Source organism: Paenibacillus sp. NPDC058898 (assembly GCF_049316025.1).
Lineage (GTDB): Bacteria > Bacillota > Bacilli > Paenibacillales > Paenibacillaceae > Paenibacillus_AQ.
On record NZ_JBMOSM010000007.1, the window covers coordinates 184,509 to 203,769 of the forward strand.

At 49.2% G+C, this 19,261-nt stretch carries 17 protein-coding genes; 5 read left to right on the forward strand and 12 right to left on the reverse strand.

Features of this window, described 5'->3' with window-relative positions; genetic code table 11:
• Positions 1-86: 86 nt before the first annotated feature.
• Positions 87-704, reverse strand: a complete 618-nt coding sequence (locus ACOZB4_RS20035) for a LysE/ArgO family amino acid transporter (protein WP_379407004.1) — start codon at positions 702-704, stop codon at positions 87-89.
• 142 nt (positions 705-846) lie between these two features.
• Here ACOZB4_RS20035 and ACOZB4_RS20040 point away from each other — a divergent pair, with 142 nt between their 5' ends.
• A complete protein-coding gene (locus ACOZB4_RS20040; protein WP_379407003.1) occupies positions 847-2,298 on the forward strand; it encodes a PLP-dependent aminotransferase family protein in 1,452 nt (483 codons plus the stop codon).
• A gap of 141 nt (positions 2,299-2,439) precedes the next feature.
• On the opposite strand, the gene ACOZB4_RS20045 is transcribed toward ACOZB4_RS20040, so the two are convergent.
• The 5 genes from ACOZB4_RS20045 to ACOZB4_RS20065 form a co-directional block, all read right to left on the reverse strand.
• Positions 2,440-3,543 (reverse strand): ABC transporter permease, encoded by a 1,104-nt coding sequence (locus ACOZB4_RS20045; RefSeq protein ID WP_379407002.1) that lies wholly within the window; start codon positions 3,541-3,543, stop codon positions 2,440-2,442.
• Positions 3,543-4,823 (reverse strand): ABC transporter permease, encoded by a 1,281-nt coding sequence (locus ACOZB4_RS20050; RefSeq protein WP_379407001.1) that lies wholly within the window; start codon positions 4,821-4,823, stop codon positions 3,543-3,545. The genes ACOZB4_RS20045 and ACOZB4_RS20050 overlap by 1 nt, the downstream gene beginning before the upstream one ends.
• A gap of 16 nt (positions 4,824-4,839) precedes the next feature.
• A complete protein-coding gene (locus ACOZB4_RS20055) occupies positions 4,840-5,772 on the reverse strand; it encodes an ABC transporter ATP-binding protein (protein ID WP_379407018.1) in 933 nt (310 codons plus the stop codon).
• A 188-nt stretch (positions 5,773-5,960) separates the two neighbouring features.
• Entirely contained in the window at positions 5,961-6,593 is a 633-nt protein-coding gene (locus ACOZB4_RS20060) for a response regulator (RefSeq protein WP_076321255.1), read from the reverse strand.
• Positions 6,590-7,768 (reverse strand): sensor histidine kinase, encoded by a 1,179-nt coding sequence (locus ACOZB4_RS20065; protein ID WP_379407000.1) that lies wholly within the window; start codon positions 7,766-7,768, stop codon positions 6,590-6,592. Before ACOZB4_RS20065 ends, ACOZB4_RS20060 begins: the two co-directional genes overlap by 4 nt.
• 476 nt (positions 7,769-8,244) lie before the next feature.
• Between ACOZB4_RS20065 and qoxA the strand changes: the two genes are divergently transcribed.
• The 4 genes from qoxA (at position 8,245) to qoxD (ending at position 12,084) form a co-directional block, all read left to right on the forward strand.
• Positions 8,245-9,195, forward strand: a complete 951-nt coding sequence (gene qoxA, locus ACOZB4_RS20070; RefSeq protein WP_076321254.1) for a cytochrome aa3 quinol oxidase subunit II — start codon at positions 8,245-8,247, stop codon at positions 9,193-9,195.
• 63 nt (positions 9,196-9,258) lie between these two features.
• Entirely contained in the window at positions 9,259-11,202 is a 1,944-nt protein-coding gene (gene qoxB / locus ACOZB4_RS20075; RefSeq protein ID WP_379406999.1) for a cytochrome aa3 quinol oxidase subunit I, read from the forward strand.
• Positions 11,199-11,795: a cytochrome aa3 quinol oxidase subunit III gene (gene qoxC / locus ACOZB4_RS20080; protein ID WP_076321252.1), complete on the forward strand. Its 597-nt coding sequence runs from the start codon at positions 11,199-11,201 to the stop codon at positions 11,793-11,795. Before qoxB ends, qoxC begins: the two co-directional genes overlap by 4 nt.
• Before the next feature lies 1 nt (position 11,796).
• Positions 11,797-12,084 (forward strand): cytochrome aa3 quinol oxidase subunit IV, encoded by a 288-nt coding sequence (gene qoxD / locus ACOZB4_RS20085; protein WP_098743425.1) that lies wholly within the window; start codon positions 11,797-11,799, stop codon positions 12,082-12,084.
• A 286-nt stretch (positions 12,085-12,370) separates the two neighbouring features.
• Here qoxD and ACOZB4_RS20090 read toward each other — a convergent pair whose 3' ends face one another.
• From ACOZB4_RS20090 to ACOZB4_RS20115, 6 genes are all read right to left on the reverse strand, one after another.
• Entirely contained in the window at positions 12,371-13,540 is a 1,170-nt protein-coding gene (locus ACOZB4_RS20090; protein ID WP_379407017.1) for a cell wall-binding repeat-containing protein, read from the reverse strand.
• Positions 13,541-13,619: 79 nt separating this feature from the next.
• Positions 13,620-14,870, reverse strand: a complete 1,251-nt coding sequence (locus ACOZB4_RS20095) for a DHH family phosphoesterase (protein WP_379406998.1) — start codon at positions 14,868-14,870, stop codon at positions 13,620-13,622.
• A 169-nt stretch (positions 14,871-15,039) separates the two neighbouring features.
• The gene (locus ACOZB4_RS20100; protein WP_379406997.1) at positions 15,040-15,378 is read right to left on the reverse strand and encodes an antibiotic biosynthesis monooxygenase; all 339 of its coding nucleotides are present in this window, start codon (positions 15,376-15,378) and stop codon (positions 15,040-15,042) included.
• A gap of 150 nt (positions 15,379-15,528) precedes the next feature.
• Positions 15,529-15,834: a rhodanese-like domain-containing protein gene (locus ACOZB4_RS20105; RefSeq protein WP_379406996.1), complete on the reverse strand. Its 306-nt coding sequence runs from the start codon at positions 15,832-15,834 to the stop codon at positions 15,529-15,531.
• A gap of 210 nt (positions 15,835-16,044) precedes the next feature.
• A complete protein-coding gene (gene bioB, locus ACOZB4_RS20110; protein ID WP_379406995.1) occupies positions 16,045-17,043 on the reverse strand; it encodes a biotin synthase BioB in 999 nt (332 codons plus the stop codon).
• A 197-nt stretch (positions 17,044-17,240) separates the two neighbouring features.
• Complete coding sequence (locus ACOZB4_RS20115) at positions 17,241-19,166, reverse strand: LTA synthase family protein (protein WP_379406994.1); 1,926 nt, start codon at positions 19,164-19,166, stop codon at positions 17,241-17,243.
• Positions 19,167-19,261: the final 95 nt, after the last annotated feature.

A 19,261-nucleotide genomic window follows, 5' to 3' on the forward strand; every position in this document is an offset into this window, starting at 1 on the left:
TGAATTAGGCCCATTATATAGGTTGGAAGAGGAGTGGGCAAAGGGATTTATCTTCTATAATAAAAAAATCACACATACCGTTTCGGCTAGGATAGAATCAGGCTAACCCCCAGATACCCCGCTGTTCCCCACATAATCAACGCCGATATTCGGTTCAACGTGGACAACCATTTCCCTGATGGATCCATTCTTCCCGCTGTCCTGCCCGCTATTCCAAGACCCAAGAACCACAACCACGAAACTGCGATACATACAACGGCAAAGACCACTTTGTCGATCCCTGTATATTGGAGCGAGCTTGTGCCAATGACCCCGATCGTGTCCAGAACAGCATGCGGATTTAACAAGGATACAGACATGGCAAATATAATTTGCTTTTTCGGCGTAAACGAACGAGTCTCTTCTTGCGCTTGACCCGAAGGTTTACTCTTCCAGGTTACCCTTCCCATATAGACCAGGAAACAGATCCCCAATGAAAACAGCACGGTTCGGATCCATTCATATTCCAGAACAACAACGGATACCCCCAGAACCGCTAATGAGATCAGCAGCGTATCACATAGCGATGCGGTAATCATGACGGGCAGTGCCTTGATGAAGCGGGGATGTACCGCTCCCTGATTAAATACAAACACGTTCTGCACGCCCAAAGGAAGAATAAGACCCAAAGCTAGAATGAATCCATGAACGATGACACCTATCATATGAAACCAAACCTCCAGCGAATATTTCCACCATTGTAAAGGAGGGTATCGGCTGCGTCTCCAACCAATTGGTTGGCACTTGACCCAACCAATGAGTTATACTGAGGCATATTCCTACATGAAAGCGGGTTTACCTATACCTATGGCTGAAGAATGGAAATTGAATAAGCACTCCAATGTGCCGCTTCATCAGCAAATTTATGATGTTATCAAGAGCAGAATCATGAACGGGGAATGGCCGGTCGGAACCCAAATTCCCACGCAGCGAGATCTGGCTGCCAAATTTCAAGTGAACCGCAGCACCATTGTGTATGCACTCGGGGAGCTCGCCGCAGACGGTTTAATCGAATCTCGCGTGGGACAAGGGACCGTAATTATTAACAATACATGGAGTTTACTTGCTGCCACACCTCCGCCTGATTGGAATCAATACGTGAAATCCGGCTCCTATCAGCCCAACATCCATTTGATCCAGCAAATCAATCGTGCGGAAGCCGATGCTAGCATGATCCGTCTCGGAACAGGCGAGCTCTCTCCTGATCTCCTTCCGACTAACCAAATGCGGGAGACGTTTAGCGGCAGGATATCCAGCCGCTTCACCTTGGGCTACTCGGAACCGAAAGGGAGCCTATACTTAAGGGAAATCATCAGCGATCATCTGAAAAAGAAAGGGATTATGGCCTCCCCTGCTTCCATACTCATCGTCTCCGGCGGGCTGCAAGGCTTACAGCTGATCTCGCTTGGACTGCTGCATCACGGTTCCTCCATTTTGGTAGAGAATCCCTCTTACCTGAACTCGATCCATGTGTTTCAATCCGCCGGCATGCATCTGCACGGCATCCCTATGGATGAGAACGGGATCCGAACGGAAGCCTTCGGGAGACTTAAGCGCCAACACAGGGCTGCTCTTCTGTATACCATCCCTGCCTTTCATAACCCTACCGGAACGCTAATGTCTTCCGACAGGCGGGCAGAACTGCTCCAGGTTTGTGCTCAAGAAAGGCTGCCCTTAATCGAGGATGACGTGTATGGGGATTTATGGTTAGACACCCCCTCACCCCTCCCTCTGAAAGCTTCGGATAAACAAGGCCTGGTGCTCTATATAGGCAGCATGTCCAAGACCCTGGGTCCCGGGCTGCGCATCGGATGGATCGTCGGGCCTGAGCCGGTCATCGATCGGCTGTCCGATATCAAAATGCAAACCGATTACGGCTCCAGCTCCCTTTCCCAGCATGCCGTCGCCGAATGGCTCTCCAGTGGGTTATATGAGAATCATCTCGCTCAGATCCGGGCAGAGCTGATGAGACGCCGAGACTTTACCCTGTCGTTACTGGAGCAATATTTTCACGATATTGCACTCTGGAATACACCCCAAGGGGGATTCTATATTTGGCTTTGCATCAAGAACCCCCTCTCCATTCGCCCTTTATTTGAACAAGCGCTGAGGGAGAGCATTTTGCTTAATCCCGGAAATATATATGATCGTAACGACCAGCAGCATCTGCGCCTATCCTATGCTTACGCCTCGTACGATCAGCTGGAGAGTGGGCTTATCCGGCTTGCGGAGCTTATCCACCTCCATGCGGTATCATAAGAAAAAGGGCCCTCCCCCGACTTTGATCCACAGGGAAGGCCCATTCCTATTGTCAGTGTGCCACTTCTGCTATCTTATTTCGGAGGTACGGCGATTTTCCGATTTCTACAAAACGACATTCTTCTTGCCGACGATCCTCTTTTACACATGACGCCGTTCCATCAGATTAATTCCTATGCCCATGCACAACACCCCGATGAGCAGCAATTTGGAAATTGGGAGCCAGAGATCCGCGATGCCGTAACCGTACACGGCTATTCCCGTCAATGCTTTCATGGCATGGGTCAGCGGAATGACCTCCGCGATGCCAAGCAGAATCGGATTCGTGATCGTGCCTGGCGGCATATATACCCCGCTGATGAGCGGCATGATTGGAATGATGGACGGAAACAACGTCCCAAATTGCTCAGGTGACTGCAATATGCCGACCAAGAGCATCGATAAAGCGACGATGGTAAATGTATAGATTACAATGACTAGCAGCAGCAAGCCATATTGGTCGCCTAAGTTGAAGCCGAAACCATAACGAAAGATGAGCAGCACCATGATGATCTGCAAGACGCCGATCAAAGAGCTGTACAGCAGGTGACCCATATACATCTCTGTTTTTCGGACAGGAGACAGAATGAGCCGGTTCCAAACGCCGGATGCTTTATCTTTCGTAATCGTATTCACCTTGAACCCAACGGTAAACATCACTAGGAATAACGAAAATCCAAACAGCAGCTGAAGTCCCATATCATGACGAACGAGTTCTCCCCCATCCTGCGACTCGGATTGGAGACGCAAGGGCGGTTTCTCCATATAAACATGTACGTGCTCGCGGAATTTCGTTTCATCTTGCACGTTCGCTGCTGCGGCCCGAAGCAACATCTCTCGTTCATAAACCGTACGGAGATGCTGATCAGCTAACTGGACATATGGGTTATCCATTGCGGCTATGATGCGATAATCGTCAGAAACCAGCTTCACGGCGAGATCTGCGCGTCCCTCGCGCACTTTTTTTCTTGCCGCCTGTTCATCCTGAATTCGAAATTCGAACGTATCGTTTTGATTCAGCAATTCGATCCACTTGGCCTCAGACTTTTCCACCGCCCCGTCTTCGGTGAAGATGTCAATCTTGATCTTGCTGTCAACGTTCGCTCCGAACATAAGCGTAGCTAATATGCTCAGACCGATGAACATGATGATCATCCATGGATTCCGTTTTTCTTTCATCCATTGCGATAATAAGATGGGAGCCATCAGATCCGCCCCCTTCTTGGAAAGATCCATAAACTCGCAGCTAGAATAACGACGAAGAATACCCCTTGGTACAGGATCGGCAGCCATAGCTCTTGAAACGGACTGCCCTGAATCCACTGAATCATGGACATTAAGGCCAAGCCGTTGGGGGTAACGCTGCCGATGTTCATTAGCCAATCCGGCAAAATATAGATCGGCACCAGATTCCCTCCGATGACGCCGAGCACAACAAGCAGTATGAATGAAATGCCGGTTGCGACATCAGCGTCCTTCATTCGGAATAGCATGGCTGTATAAAGCGCGGATAACGCCGCGACCGTTAGGCACAGCATGAAGATGATGAAGGTCAGACCGATCCAGAAGATCAGGGACTTGCCCGGAAAAAGCTGAAACAGAAAGTGTGAGATCATGATCAGTACCGAAGATTGAAGCAGAGACATACACAAGGTCGACCCAACCTTGCCGGACAAGTAGCGAAATGGATGGGTTCCGGCAAGAAGAAGACGCATAAACACCATCTCTCGCTTTTCCGTGATCGATTTGGACGCCGTCGTTGTGGAGACGGACAGCGCAAAAAATATACTGACCGCCAGTGCGTAATATTGGAACGAGGTGATCATGTCCACACCTTCGATTTGTTCCAATCCGCCGACAGGGCTGTTCGCCAGCGCAAGCTCGCCTTCACCCTTGCTTTCCTGTCCTTCCATTCCGCTGTCCAGAGCAGCCTGATAATTAACGGTACCCAAAAATCCATCCAGCATATTTTGCAGAATATTCACTTGCATTGAATTCTCTAGCGCCGTTAAAGTCAGAACCGCGCCGTCCCCCTCATGCAGGAGAAGCTTGTTAAGTGCAGCCAGCGTGTATGCCTCAGGAACTGTTATGATGGCCTCCACTTTCTCTTCCTTCAGCTGTACTTGGGCAGTCTGGTCATCCAATGCAGCAACTTGAAGGAATTCTTCAACCTCATCGTCCCCGAACATATTCATTAATAGGGCTTCCAGTTGGAAATTTGCGGCTGCTTTACTCAGTTCGTTCTTCTGTTCCGTACTGATTGACATACTCTTTAGGCTTTCTTGAAAGGCATGGACTCCCTCTTCATGTCGGTCCTTCACGACCAATGCGACTCTCATCTCAAGAGACTCATTCGAATTCTCTACCCAATTCGGCAAGGCAAATCCGAGAACCAGGATTAGCGCTAATGGCATAAACAAAGCAATCAGCATCTCTTTCCGGTCTCTCCAATAGACGAGAAAGTCTTTTTTGAAAAATACGCCCAAGCGTCCGTCCCTCCTCTCAATCCCGAAGCTTGCGGCCGGTCAAATGAAGAAATACATCCTCAAGACTTGGCGACTGGATATGAATATTCTGAATCTGTACCCCAAGGCGTTCCGCAGTCTGCACGATCCCGGACAGAATGTAACTGTTCTTCATGACAATGAGCTTCAAGCCATGATCCGTCTCCTCAACCTGCCTGACGCTTTCTATGGATCGAAGCTCCTCGGCCAGCTCCGGATTCGGGCGATTCAGCTGGATGATCAGCGTATCCTCACCGGATAAGATGTGCTGCAGCTCCTCCTTGGTGCCCGAAGCGATAATCCGCCCGTGATCCATGATGTACATCCGGCTGCACAGCTGCTCCACCTCTTCCATGTAATGGCTTGTGTACAGTACCGTTGTCCCTTTGTCCCGGTTTAAGCGCCGGACTGTTTCAAGAATATGATTGCGGGACTGCGGATCAATGCCCACGGTCGGTTCATCCATGATGACGATTTGCGGATCATGCAGCAGAGCAGCTGCGATATTGATCCTTCTCTTCATGCCTCCGGAATAGGTTCGAATTAACTCCTTCTGGCGATCCCGAAGGCCGACCGTCTCAAGCAGCTCCTGAATTTTTATCTCCAATTCCTTTCCGTTCAATCCATATACGCGCCCGAAAAATTTAAGGTTCTCATACGAGGTCAATTCCTCATATAAGGCAATTTCCTGAGGCACCACGCCTAATACGGTGCGAATGTCCTGCGGATGCTTGAGCACGCTTTTGCCGTTCAGGCGTACATCGCCGCCGGTCGGTTTCAGCAAAGATGATATCATGGAGATGGTTGTCGATTTCCCGGCGCCGTTCGGACCGATCAATCCGACGGATTCCCCCCGGTCCAGATACAGGCTGACTTCCTCCACAGCAGTCTTGCCCTTAAACACTTTTCGAAGTTCTACGGTTTCCAGCATCATGTCTCCCCCCATTCTCGAAATGAAACCTAAGCTGCCTTGGCGCCCTTCGTTCATATCGTCCACAGCTACAAGTGTATATGCAAAAAGGCAGTGCCATCACTGCCCTCGGTCATTGCTTTGATTCCGAACCATGACTTCAGTCATGTTAGATTCGGATTTAACGGGTCATCGCCTTTTCTCGCGAATCAAACCACATTGTGCCGTATGGCATAAATCGCCAGCTGTGTCCGGTCTCTTAGATCAAGTTTGTCCATAATCTGGCTGACGTGATTCTTGACCGTTCCGATCGACAAACCCAGCTCGTCTGCGATTTCGCGGTTGCTTCGCCCTTCCCCTACCAGACGTATGATGGACAGCTCCCGCGGGGTAATCGAAGCATCAACGACGGGCGCTTTCTTCTCTTCCAGCAGTTTGGGGATCACCTTGGCCGCCACATCCTCCTGGAGCGACAATCCGCCGCTTAAGCAGCTTCGAATCGAGCGGATCAGGGCCTCTGGCTCGGCCTCCTTCAGCATGTACCCGCTTGCCCCGCTCTTTAACGCCTCGACCGCATACTGGTCGTCGTTAAACGTCGTCAGCATCAGCACTTTGGTTTTCGGCCATCGTGAACGTATAATGCGGGCAGCCTCCAATCCGTTCATCTCCGGCATTCGGATATCGAGCACAACGACATCAAAGATATGGTTTTCGCATAAAGCCACAGCCTCTTTGCCGTTACCAGCTTCACCGGCAACCAGCATATCCGAATCGCTTTCGATCATCATTTTCAGACCTTGACGAACCATGGCCTGATCCTCTGCCAATAATAAACGTATCAGCGGACTCCCTCCTCTATGAACTTGGACATGAATAGCGTTCCGCGAACGATAAATTGGTTGTCGTACTGGGAGATTTGAAGCTCGCCCCCAGCCTCTTCCATTCGTTCTCGCATCGCTTTTAAACCATAACCATCCCGGTATGTATCGCGTTTCCGGTGATACGGATTGCTTACCTCAAAACGGAATATCCCGCCTCCCGGCGCTTCGAAGATGATATGCACTTCTCGGGTGCTCCCATGCTTCATCGCATTGGTCATAGCTTCCTGAACCGCTCGGTATACCGCAATGGATTGGATATTGTTTAAAGGTACGGTAAGTGCTCCATGCCGCGCCGTTAGCGTTACGCGCATAAAGCTCTCGGATTCCAAGCGCCGGAGAAGTCCAATGATCGCAGGCAATCCGCTGGTCTCCTGCTGTTTCATGGATTTCACCGCGTTCCTGGTCTCCTCCAGACTTTCTTTGGCCAGGGCTTTAAGCCCCTTCAGAACTTCAGCGGTTTCCCCGTCCGCCTGCATCCGGTGCATCTCAAGCTGCATGAGCAGTGCCGTTAATTTATGCCCGACGGAGTCATGGATATCCCGACCGACTTGAGCCCGCTCCTCCTGCCTGGCATGCTGCTCATCCGTAATCAGGCGGCGTTTCATATTACGATACTCACTGAGCAGCGTTTCATATCGAACCGTTGACTCTTGATTACGGGACCAGACCGTGCGAAATAAGGCAAGACCCATCGCGAGCATAACCGAGTATAGAACGAGGAAGAACCATGGAAACTCGGCGTATCCGAACAAACCTGGCACCATGGCACCTGCGGCCAGAACAAGACCTATGCAGGCAGCATGGATGAACGGAAGCCGATATACGGCTTTTCCTGCCAGAATGGAATAAACCAGTAGTATGTATGGGTTTGATGCACTTGTGCTGGTTGGCCATAAGGAGATCATGGAGAATAAAGACGCAACGAGCAGTGTGACAAATAGCATTGCGGGCTTGGCGCGGTATAACGGCGATAGAAAAAAGGCCGTGAAGAAAATGGCGCTGCTCCCCAATCTCCAAGGCAATTGGTCAGGATTGCCATGTTGGATCACAGGGAGGAAGGCAAAAATCCAGCTCAAACCAAGAAATATAAACCATATCCAGAACGACCGCACATCGTCCCCTCTCTTTCCACTCAAGCAAACTCAAGGCTCCCAGTATAAAATAACGTTCCAAATTTTAGTTATATCATATCACAAGCCTCTTCGGTACTTTTGGGGAAATAAGTAAACTGGAAATAAAAAAATCGCATCGATATTATTGTGAAAAAATATACATACACACTTAAACCCTTATCAATACTGGGATTTATTCGGCAAGCCCAGAAGGGAAATACAGCGAAAAACAGGCCCGGAATTGTGACGAAACTGGTAACTCTCGTGAATGTTTGAACAAAGTATGAACTGCCCCAGAACCGCGCCACTACAATGATTTCGCTCACAACCCTCCCCTTTTGTAACAAATTGAACACATAAAATTACATACATTGACACGAATGTGGGTTTATCTGTTAATTATACAAATTTATGTGTTTTGCAAAGCCGACCGGAACTTTCTACTATAGATGTGTTAGTAACATTGAATCGAACGAACGTTTCAAGGAAAGGGGTACATCATGAACAAAAGAGGGCCGTTATTTGCATTGTTTTTATGCTTTACCTTGCTCTTATCGGGCTGCAGCTCGATCACGGTATTAGATCCGAAAGGACCGGCTGCGAGAACCCTATCCGATACAATCATATTCTCCATTCTCATGATGGTCGGAATACTAGCGGTTGTTTACGCGCTCTATATCTACATGCTTACCAAATATCGAGCTAAGAAATCCAACGAAGGTTACGAACCGCCTCATGAAGAGGGCAACAAATGGCTGGAAATTCTGTGGACTGCCATTCCGATTCTGATCGTTGCCGTGCTCTCTGTGGTAACCGTCAAAACGACGGTCGCCGTCGAGAACGTTCCTGAAGGATACGAAAACCAAAAGCCTTTGGTCATTTACGCTTCCTCTTCGAACTGGAAATGGCACTTCAGCTATCCGGAAGAAGGAATTGAGACCGTCAATTACGTCAACATTCCAACCAACCGTCCGATCGAATTCCGTCTCTACTCTTTCGGTCCGATCACAAGCTTCTGGATCCCTCAGCTTCACGGGCAGAAATATGCGATGAGCGACATGATCACCAAGCTGAACATGGTTGCCGACGTACCAGGTTCGATGATGGGCCGTAACGCGAACTTCAACGGCGAAGGTTTTGCCCATATGGAGTTCGAAGCCCTTGCCATGACCTCTGCCGAGTACGATGAGTGGGTTCAGGATGTAAAGGATACCGCGCCTGAACTGAAGGAAGATGAGTTCAAGAAGCTTCTGGATACCGCGCATGTCGGACGAATGACCTTCTCCAACACGCATTTGGAATTCAGCCCGCCGCCATCCGAAGACCATCACCATGGCGGTGATGTCAACGGCAATGAGGAGCATCAGGACCATAAAGACGATGATCCGAATGAACAACTGCCGGACTCCCCGGCTGAAGAAAGTCCAAATCATCAACATGAAGGACATTAAATCGGTGAGGAAAACGTTCTTCACCCGATCTACTTCATACATCCAGAAAGGAGCTAGGCCTTTATGAAATGGGACGAATTTTTCGTTACCGGTGATCCGTTAATTTACGGTGCCATGGTGAGTATTGTTCTCGTCTCGCTTGCAATCCTCTTCGGTTTAACCTTTTACAAGAAGTGGGGTTATCTCTGGCGGGAATGGCTCACAACCGTGGATCACAAAAGAATTGGGGTCATGTACATCATCTGTGCATTGATCATGCTGTTCCGCGGAGGCGTGGACGCGATCATGATGCGTGCGCAAACCGCTGCGCCGGACATGAAGTTTCTGAACGGTCAGCATTATAATGAAGTATTCACGACTCACGGGGTCATCATGATCCTCTTTATGGCGATGCCGTTTATCTTCGGTCTGATGAACGTCATCATTCCGCTTCAGATCGGTGCCCGTGACGTAGCTTTCCCTAAACTGAACGCAATCAGCTTCTGGCTGTTCTTTGCCGGCGCGATGCTGTTCAACATTTCCTTCGTTATCGGAGGCTCGCCGGATGCCGGCTGGTCCGCCTATTTCCCGCTGGCCAGTATCGAATTCAGTCCGACGGTCGGCAATAACTACTACTCGCTGGCGCTTCAGATTTCAGGGATTGGTACCTTGCTGACAGGTCTGAACTTTATCGTGACGATTCTGAAGATGCGTGCTCCGGGCATGACCCTGATGCGCATGCCGATGTTTACGTGGTCTGTATTGATCACTTGCGTCATTATTATCTTTGCTTTCCCTGTACTTACGATTGCGCTCTTGCTTATGATGTTCGACCGCGTCTTTGGTTCGCAATTCTTTACGATGGCCAACGGCGGCATGGATATGCTATGGGCCAACCTGTTCTGGGTATGGGGACACCCTGAGGTATACATTGTCATTCTGCCAGCTTTCGGTATTTTCAGTGAGATCATCTCGACTTTCTCCAGAAAAAACTTGTACGGTTACAGCTCCATGGTATTGAGTATGGTGATTATCTCCGGGTTGTCCTTCCTGGTATGGGCCCACCATTTCTATACGATGGGTCAAGGGGCTATGGTTAACGGCTTCTTCTCCATCACGACGATGGCGATTGCCGTACCGACCGGAATCAAAATATTCAACTGGCTCTTCACGCTTCGAAAGGGTCGAATCAGTTTTACGACGCCGATGCTCTACTCGCTTGCCTTTATTCCGATCTTCACGATCGGTGGCGTTACCGGCGTCATGCTGGCGATGGCCAGTGCCGACTATCAGTATCACAATACGATGTTCCTGGTTGCCCACTTCCACTATGTGCTTATTCCAGGCGCCGTATTCGCCGTCATTGCCGGTTTCCATTACTGGTTCCCTAAAGTGTTCGGCTTCCGTCTGAACGAAAAGCTTGGCAAAATCGCATTCTGGTTCATTGCCATCTCATTTAACGTTACGTTCTTCCCGATGTTCTTCCTGGGACTTATGGGGATGACCCGTCGTACGTACACCTATTCGGCTGAAACCGGCTTTGGCCCGCTGAATATGCTGTCGATGGTCGGCGCAATTGGCCTCGCGATCGGATTCATCATTCTGGTATACAACATCTACTGGAGTACACGTTACGAGCCGCGCGACAAAACAGGAGATCCATGGGATGCACGTGCACTGGAATGGTCTACGCCAAGTCCGGTTCCTGTATACAACTTTGCGGTAACGCCGAAAGTCAAAGGCCGCGACGCCTACTGGTTCTCGAAGAAAAACAACGAGCCGCTTTCGGATGAGAAAATCACGAAGATTCACATGCCAAGCAACACCGGAAAACCATTTATACTGGGTATCGCCTTCTTCTTCCTTGGCTTCTTCCTGGTATTCAGCTGGTGGATTCCATCCATCGTTGCCGGTATTGCGGTATTGATTATTTTGGCAACCATGTCCTTTGACCGTGATCACGGATACTACATCCCGGTTGAAGAGATTGTTCAAACCGAACAGAAACTGCGGGGTGATACGGTATGAAAATAGATGCCACTCAGCCGCTGGAATATGGAACAGAGGAAAACCGTAATCGTATATTTGGCTTCTGGCTGTTCCTTGGAGCTGAAATTGCGCTCTTTGCAACCTTGTTTACCGTCTACTTCGTTCTCGTGAACCGCTTTGCCAGTGGTCCGAGCGGAGCAGAAATCTTTGAAATTACACCAGTATTACTTGAAACGTTCCTGCTCTTAACGAGTAGCTTCACCATTGGTTTGGCTGTTCATGCGATGCGTCTGGGACTGAAAAAGCAGATGATGATCTTTATGGTCATCACCCTGCTGCTCGGTGCAGGATTCCTTGGGATCGAGATCTTCGAATTCTTCACCTATGTGCATGAAGGAGTAACGCTCTCTACCAGCGCCTTCTCCTCCAGCTTGTTCACATTGCTTGGCACCCACGGAGCTCACGTTACCTTCGGTCTCCTGTGGGGAACTGGCATTCTGCTTCAAATTAAAAAGCATGGACTGGATCATTCCACAGCCAACAAGTCCTTCATCTTCTCGCTCTACTGGCACTTCCTGGACGTTGTGTGGATCTTCATCTTCAGCTTTGTATACTTGAAAGGACTGATGTGACATGTTAAAACAGCTATTTCCAATTAAGCATGTAGCGGGTTATATATCGTCTCTCGTCCTTTCAGCGGTTGCACTCGTCGTTCTGCTGGATATGCCAGCAGCTTCGAAATTGGCCGTTCTGCTGGTTACCGCTATCCTGCAGGCAACCGTTCAGCTCATGCTGTTCATGCACGTCGGGGAAAGTGATGACAAAAAATCCGTTTACATCAACATTGCCTACGCTCTGTTCGTTGGCCTTGTCACGATCTTCGGAACGCTGTTCATCTTCGTATGGGGCTGGTATGCTTAATCCCTGCGAATATCTTTGAATTTAAAATATGGCGATGAATGTTCGCATGCTGAACCTATCATCCAATATCAAAGAGGGTATCCCAAAAGATCGTAGATCTAGCGGGATGCCCTCTTTCTTTTATACGACGCTTCGTGTACGAATCGTTCCTCCCATCGCTGTTGTCCCCAAATTTTCTTGGAACGGTTTTAAGCAAGGAAGAAATTCGGGGACAAAGGTGACCGCTCTCTTCACATTCAATACACGATAGATCAACTTTACCAGCCACTGGACTTGGAGGACGACATTAGTCACGCCCTGCATCCATGTCTAGAATTTCATCAATCTCACTTTGGAGCTTCGTAGTCAGGGTCTGTTCGTCTCCAATAATCCAGGCGTGATTATAAGGAGCTTCCTTAGGGGACGTGCCGCTCTGACGCCGTATCGAGTCTACATACTTCGTAATGGAGCGTGGCACCCCGTCGCGGTCCGTAAACAATAAAGGTGCATGCTTACCCATATGGGACAATGGAGCGGCTGCAATGGACAATACGGGCGAATCTGGGGTTGAGAACGAGAGGCTGTAACCCGGCGATTGAACGCCCCAACCAAAGCCTGTAACGGGATCATTGAACTGAGCAAAATGTAAGGCATTCTCGAACGGGTCATCCCCGGATATCCGCGTCACCTTCCCATATTGCCGCAGCTTGTCCTCGACTGCCCGGGATACCACCTTTTCGGGACCGATGATATAGATATTCGCTTTCCCTTTCCGCTTATGAAGCGCCTGTGCCGTCACTTCAGGCACATTCTTCTCGCGAACATACAGCATCGTTTCCGGCATATGGGCAATCCAGCTTACTGCAGGAAGCGTATAATCCGGACGATCCATCGATCCGACAATAACCGAGGTGGGTACAGATCCGGATACCTTAGCAGCGTATTCATCAATAGCGGCGGCTGCTTCTGCTGGCTCCCCGGCAGCAATGTGATCGGTCTTATATTCAAGCCCATGTAGCTCCTTCATCACCCTATCCGAAATCGGGCCGACAGTAATAATCTCAATGCCCTTGTTATGCTCCGCTCCCCTCGGCTTCAGCCGTCGCAGCTCTTCCAGTGTCTCCTTGGGAATCCCCTCTTCTTCCACAAACAGTAGAGGTCCTTCGCTAAGCTGGGTCAGATCGACGCTAACAGCCGCAATGGACCATTGAGCCAAATCCACCAGAATCACCGCCTGCGGACGACTATGCTCATTCGTGGACTGCCACAGCGTCTTGGAGGTCAGTACAGCCGCACTTACTGGATCGGATGTATTCAATCGAATGGTGTTCTTCGTAGCGGACCAAGGTACATGAACATCCTTCAGCAGCTCCTTGCTGTGAACAGCCGAGGGAATGGAGGGCTCGGAATGACTTTGAGTCTGACTCCATGCGAGGATGCCTGCCGTTAACAGGGCAAGAGCCCAGCCGGCGATCATTTTTTTCACCGTATATTCCTCCTGTCTCACAATAAAGCGTCTCTAGGATAGATCTCCTCCACCCTTGATGCTGTTAATTCTACAGATCTTCCATTAACTTCTCCTCATCCATATCCGGCGGCAGTCCCGGCCGGTCATTGGAACGGTTTCTCCTCCATTGCTCCTTCAGCATCTTCACAAACACGTCATCCCTGGAGAGCCAGGCGCCATACTGCCGCTTCATGTGCCGCTCCGCCTCCTCGAACGATCTGAACCGGAATGGGAGGGGGTCCCCGTTCCACTCGACAATCCATTCCCCGGCGTGGGCATAAACAAACAACAGATCCTCACTCCAGCTTTCGTATAGAACACCGGACTCCGTCCCCTTTATGTTGAATTGATTCCGTGAAGCGTCGAACCGGATCGGTTCCAGCTCAAACGAGTCAGCAGCAAATAATTGATACACTTCCTCGTTAATCGTGCACCCCGCTGCTTTGGGATGACCGCCTCCCCCATATCGCATCGCCACTTCGGACACATCCACGTGATCATGAATCGTACGAAGGCTCATTTTCCTTCCCCCCATGTTCAAGATAGAAATGTAATCCAGGTGAGGATATGTCGTTCCCAGCTCGCTGGCAAGCTCAGAATGATAGGATTCGGCATATACAATGCCTACGCAGTGCTCCCCCACGAAGGTCTGAATGAGTTCCCGCTGCTTACGGCGGATGTAACGATCGATTTTATTCTCTTCCATGTCCAATATTTTCTCTTCAAACTCATCAAAGAAGAAGCCCCCCTGCTCCCGCAGACGCTGCGTCATCTTGCTCTCAAATTCGTCAAGGGACAACATATAGAACAAATCATTCAGACGTTTAGCCTCAATCTTCTGATTCTCTTCCCATTCCCATGTATCATAGAGGCGGACCAGCTCTACGAATTCGTCCAGTGCCTCGCTTCTGCCCAGATGTCCATGCTCAATTAAATATTCATAGAATAGTGAGGTTGCCGATGCTGGGCGGCCGTCCCGATGCGTGACATCCACTTGCCCCCAGCTATATTCATTCAAGTGAAGAGCCGTTTTGTGGTGATCAATAAGCTGCACCTGCCCTCCCTCTTCGACAAACACGTTCAGTTCCTTCTCCATATCCGGAGCGACGGACAAATCCGTAATAAACAACACATCATACGGATTCTCCTGCACGGAATTCCGGTTCAGATACCTTGCGACTTGCTGATTCAAACCGTGAATGGAGTTGTAACGGACATCAATTCCTTCGGCGAAAGCGCATTTGGCGATAATGCCGCATCCGACACCATCCAGATCATTATGGCTGTATAGATGATACATTGGTGACTTCCTCCAAACAGTAGGTGGAATGATTAGCTGATCCTGTCTTTCATCCATTTACGGTTCCCTAAAATCTATCGCTTTAACCCCTGATAGCCCCATCCGACGTTACAATGGGACAAAAAAAGAAGCGGCTTTAGCAGCCGCTTCTTTTTGGGATAATAAAATATTATGCCTGTTGAACAGGTCTCGGTCCTTTGGATGCCATAACCTCATACATGCCGTGGCTGGAGCTAATCACATGCTCAGGCTGCGGCTTGCCGCGTTTATCACGATGTCCTTGAATATGTGCGGGACTGGTTTCCCAGCGTTTCCAAGCCCCCTTGGATTCCCAGCGAATCATGACGATGACTTCTTCCGTTTCGTCGGTACGCTTTGCATTCTTAACAAGGACATTCAGATCGATGAAACCTTCAATTTCTTCAATGGGTCCCGGCTTGCTAAAACGCTCAACAACCAAATTGGATGTGCCTGCTTTAACAATAATCGTTTTCGTCTCAATCAACATATTGAACGAACACTCCCTTAGCGAAAATAACCGTAAAATGAACGATATTCTTTCATTCTAAATGATAACGATTATCATTGTCAAATCTTATCCTTTCACCGGAAAAACAAAAAAAATCTGACCAGCATCAGCCTGCTGATCAGATCATTATTAATTCAGTGAAACATGTTGCATGGAATTACAAGCCGTGCAATCCTCCTGTAAATAAAAAAGCGAAGTAAAGCCAGCCTTCTTCAGCTTGCGCGCAGCCAAGATTCCATCCGAACGCTTAGGTGTTACAATGACCACGGAGTCATCGGGTCTGAGCTCCTGCTCCCACACATACGGCAATCTTCCGAGAGAGATGTTAATCGTCTCTTTCTGCGGACAGGCCATATATTCGGTTACATCGCGTACATCAAGCACTTTCAGATTCGGACATTCCTTCTGAGCCTGTCGAAGTTCACTGCACTTCATGAACCGCAGGCCAGTTATAGGTACATACCTCCGGTAATATATACTGAATATAAATATAATCAGAGCGGCAGATGCAATCAGCACGCAGCATTCCCCCATCATTGTCATGTGCATCAGCTTGATGCTTGGTGGAAAGAGCATGGGACATTCAACCCCATTCCCTACCCCTACGGGTATATAGTATGTGCTTCATGTTTAAATGTCAATACATCATGACAAAGCGCATTCTTCAATTTCAAAGCCCAGGTCTTCAATCAATCCCCAGTCTGCGGTATGCGCCTGGCCTTCTGTCGTTAAATAATCGCCGATGAAAATCGAGTTGGCTGCGTATAATCCCAGCGGCTGCAAGGAACGCAGATTGACTTCGCGTCCCCCTGCAATTCGAATCTCCTTCGTGGGGTTAACAAACCGCATCATGGCAAGAATCTTCAAACACATCGTCGGGGTCAATTCCTTGCGCCCTTCAAGAGGAGTGCCCTCAATCGCATTCAAAAAATTGCAAGGAATCGAATCCGCTCCAAGCGATTTCAGAGCAAACGCAATCTCCACCCGTTCTTCCAGGCTCTCGCCCATCCCGAAGATAGCTCCGGAACAAGGGGACATTCCGGAAGAGCTTGCCTGCTTCACGGTATCTAACCGATCATCGTATGTATGCGTGGTCGTAATCTGTTCATAGTTATCTTTGGAAGTATTCAAATTATGGTTATATCGATGTACACCGGCATCGGCGAGCTTACGCGCGTGGTCCTCATTCAGGAAGCCCAGACAACAGCACACCTTCAGCTGAGTAGTCTGTGTAATCTCCTTCACCGCTGCGACTACATGATCAATCTCTCGATTGGTAGGACGGCGACCGGAAGCCACGATGCAGTAGGTGCCCGCCTTTCGGCGAATCGACTCACGCGCGCCTTCGAGAATTTTGTCTTTGGTAAGCCATGCATATTTATCGATAGGCGCTTCCGAAACGATGGACTGGGAACAGTATCCGCAATCTTCAGGACACAAACCGGATTTAGCGTTTACAATCATGTTCAGCTTGACCTTATTCCCGTAGTACTCGCGGCGGATGCGATATGCAGCCTGCATAACCGTCAGCAGTTCCTGATCCTCGCTGTTTAGAATTGCCAAGGCCTCAATCGGCGTAATATCATGCCCTTGCACAACATGGTCAGCCAGCGTCGCCCAATCATAATGGATTTGAGTCGTCATATCATCATTCTCCCTCTCTTTTTAATGTCAACCACATTTATATATAATCAGGTTAACAATATGGGTAATAATAGCATAGATGACGAAACAGAGGCAATCCTCCAGCGCAGCTTTTGCAAGAAAAAAAGGACTGCTTCATCCATGCCTGCGTCAGGCTTGATGAAACAATCCTCATCCTCGTTAACTACTCGTTGGCTTTACGGCGCTCGCTTGGGCAGCATTTTCACATATTCATCGGACAGCTTCATCAACTGCAGAATATAGTCATAATCGCTGCGATACTGCGAAATGTCCGTTACGGGCTCGAGTGTCTTCAAGGAAACCGCCGTGCCGTCCTCAAACCCGTCCCCAGGCACAAACAGAATGTCATTATTAAAGAAAGACCCTGTCGGTAAATAATATCTCATCCCGATTACATTACGGTCCACATTCAGCAGGTCATGGCCAAATGCGTTAAAACCTTCATTGTCCAGCGATACACCTAAAAGGTTAGCAACGGTTGGCAGAATATCGACCTGCCCCCCCACCTGCTCGATGACCTTTCCTTCCTTCATCCCGGGTACATGAATGACAAGCGGGATGTTAAATCGGCTGACCCGCTCATGGTAAGGAATCCCTAGCGTTGACGAGATCATATTGGCGTCGGCTTCTGCCGGATTAATGCCGAAGTGATCCCCGTACACAACCAGTACGGTATCCTCCCACAACCCGTTCTGCTTCAGACGGTCAACCAGTGTTCCGAGTGCATAATCAGAATAGTTCACCGACTTCAGGTAATTCCCCAGATGGGTCCCTTCCAGCTCAGCCGGCAGGGTGATCTTCGCGAATTCATCCTTCACATGGTATGGAGAATGGTTGGATACCGTGATGTAATGGGCATAGGTAGGCTTGTTCTGCTGTTGATTCTCCAGCAGCTTGTCCACGCCGACACGGAACAGCTCTTCATCGGAAGGTCCAAATTCATTGAAGTTGTCATTCGTGAAGTAAGGCTTGTCGTAATAATGCTGAAAATCAAGGGCCGGGTACAGTTTGCTTCGATCCCAGAACTTCACATCATTCACGTGGAATGTCGTAGTAATATACCCGTGCTTGTTCAAGAGCCGCGGCAGACCCGGCAGCTCTTTATTGCCGAACCCGGTGGACATCGCCACCGTTCCGGTCGGATAAATCGATGTATTGACCGCAAACTCGGCATCCGATGTGTTGCCTTGCCCGATCTGTTGGAAGATGTGCGGGAAATACAGGCCGCCATCCGCAAGCTGGTTCATCACCGGTGTCAGCTCCTGGCCATTCAGGGATTGACCCACCGGAAAGTTCTGCAGCGATTCCATCTGAACGATGATCAGATTTTTTCCTTTGGCAGCGCCGAAGTAGTCCGGCTTATCCTTTGCTTCCTTAACGTAAGGATAGGTCGCCAGCAGCTGCTGGGAGCGCAGAATGGTGTCCTGCAGACTCCCTTCGGCCAGCGCACGGTTCTCCTGCGAATTCCGGATCACGGCCGATACCTGATAATTCATAAAGCCCATCTGCTCCGCACGCACGATTTCATTCTCGATTCCCCATTCTTTCCGGATGATAAGTCCGGACAGAACACCCGTAATGACCATCACAACCGTCATGGAGATGCGCCACTTCATTCCAGGTCTGCGCGAATAGGATGCGGAATAACTCGAACGGACTCCACCAAAATGCAATCCTCTTCGGGAGCGCGAACGAATTTTTCGAACCGCCCATATGATCAACAGGACCAGCAGGTCCAGAAAGAAGAGAAAGTGCTCCGGCTCTAATAAAGCCGTAATGCTGGCTCTCACCTGGTTTACTTGACCGATACCCGCAAGCGCGGTATACGTCGGTATGGAGCCAAAATGAACGTTATAAACCGCGGACGCAAACATGATAAAAGATAATACGACATCTAGGATCACATAGACCATCTTTTTCCCTCTTACCGGCAGGATCAGCTCCAGTAAGCTAATCAGGACCAACAGGGATAGCGCGTCAGTAAGCACCTTACCCCATAAGACCCCATTAAACAGAAACACTCTTAGAAGAATCAACTTCAATAAGAGCGTCAAAAAAACGAGTATGCTTAATTTCAACCTTTGTTCAAGGTAGCGTTCCATTTTCCATTCCCTCTTTTGTGTAAATATAATGTTAAATTGCAGCTTCCATTATAACAGGAATGTAAACATCAATCTAATCTGCCCATTCCTTCGCC